This window comes from Streptomyces hygroscopicus subsp. hygroscopicus (assembly GCF_001553455.1).
Classification (GTDB): Bacteria; Actinomycetota; Actinomycetes; order Streptomycetales; family Streptomycetaceae; genus Streptomyces; species Streptomyces hygroscopicus.
This window is the reverse complement of sequence record NZ_BBOX01000660.1, coordinates 1-1080: the sequence shown is the minus strand read 5'-3', so window position 1 is coordinate 1080 and position 1080 is coordinate 1. Positions and strand designations below refer to the sequence as shown.

Sequence of the window (1080 nt, the reverse complement as noted above, 5' to 3'; positions counted from 1 at the left end):
CTCCGCGACGGTGGCGTCCGCGCCGCGCGCCTGCTCCAGCTCCGCCAGCAGCCCGGCCCGCTCCCGGGCCAGGGCCTCGCGGTGCGAGGTACGGGCGGCGGCCCGCCGCTCGGCCTCCTGCCGCTGGCTGGTACGCCGCGCGTGCTCACGCTCGGCCCGGTCCAGGGCCTCGCGGGCGGCGTGCCCGTCGGCCGCCGCGTCGCGGGCCTCGGCGTAGGCGGCACGCAACTCGGCCAGGGCGCGGTCGAGTTCGGCCGCGTCCCCGCCCTCCGCCGCGGCCTCCGCGCCCGCGCGGGCCTCCCGCAGCGCGTTCCGCGTGCGCTCGGCCTCCTCCCGGGCCTCCTCGGCGCGCTGGTAGTCCGCCAGCGCGGCCTCCTCCGCCGTACGGTCCACGTGCCCGTCCCCGGGCCGGGCCGGGCTCGGATGCTCGGTCGCCCCGCACACCGCGCAGGGCCCTCCCGGGCGCAGCCCGGCCGCCAGTTCGGCGGCGATACCGCGCAGCCGACGCTCCTTGAGGTCGAGCCAGTTCTGCCGCGCGGCGGCAGCGCCCTCCCGGGCCCGCAACAGTTCCTCCCGGGCCAGTCGCTCCCGCCCGGCGAGCACGTCCCGCTGCCGGGCGGCCTCGAGGCGCCGCTCGGCGGGCTCGATCCGCCCGCCGAGCTGTTCGGCCCGGGTGGCGGCCTCCTGGGCGGACTCGATCCGCCGCTGATGCGCCCGGTGGGTCTCCTCCCAACCGGCCAGCCACTCGTCGGCCTCCTCGACCGCCTCGTCGTCGGCGCGCGCTTCCCGGTCGAGCGCGGCGATCTCGGCGGCGACGGCCTCCGCCCGCGCCTCCCCCCCGCCGCGCGGCCCCCCAAGCCCCGAGCTCCTCCCGCACCCGCCGCTCGATCCGCCCCAGCCATGCGGCGTCGGCCTCGGCGAGCGCCGGGGGCACGGCGGGCTCGGTGGGCTCGGCGGGCGCCGGGGGCACGGTGGGCACGGCGGACTCCGCAGGCGGGGCGGGCCGGGCGGGCGGGGCGGCGTCGGATGAGTGGGTTCGGCCCTCCGCACGCCGGTCGGGTCCGCCGCGCCCCCGCCGCC

At 81.8% G+C, this 1080-nt stretch carries 1 pseudogene; it reads right to left on the bottom strand.

The window, feature by feature from the left end:
• Nucleotides 1-1050 (bottom strand): annotated as a pseudogene (locus tag AXW62_RS39715) (AAA family ATPase); the annotation flags it as partial.
• Nucleotides 1051-1080 lie beyond the last annotated feature (30 nt).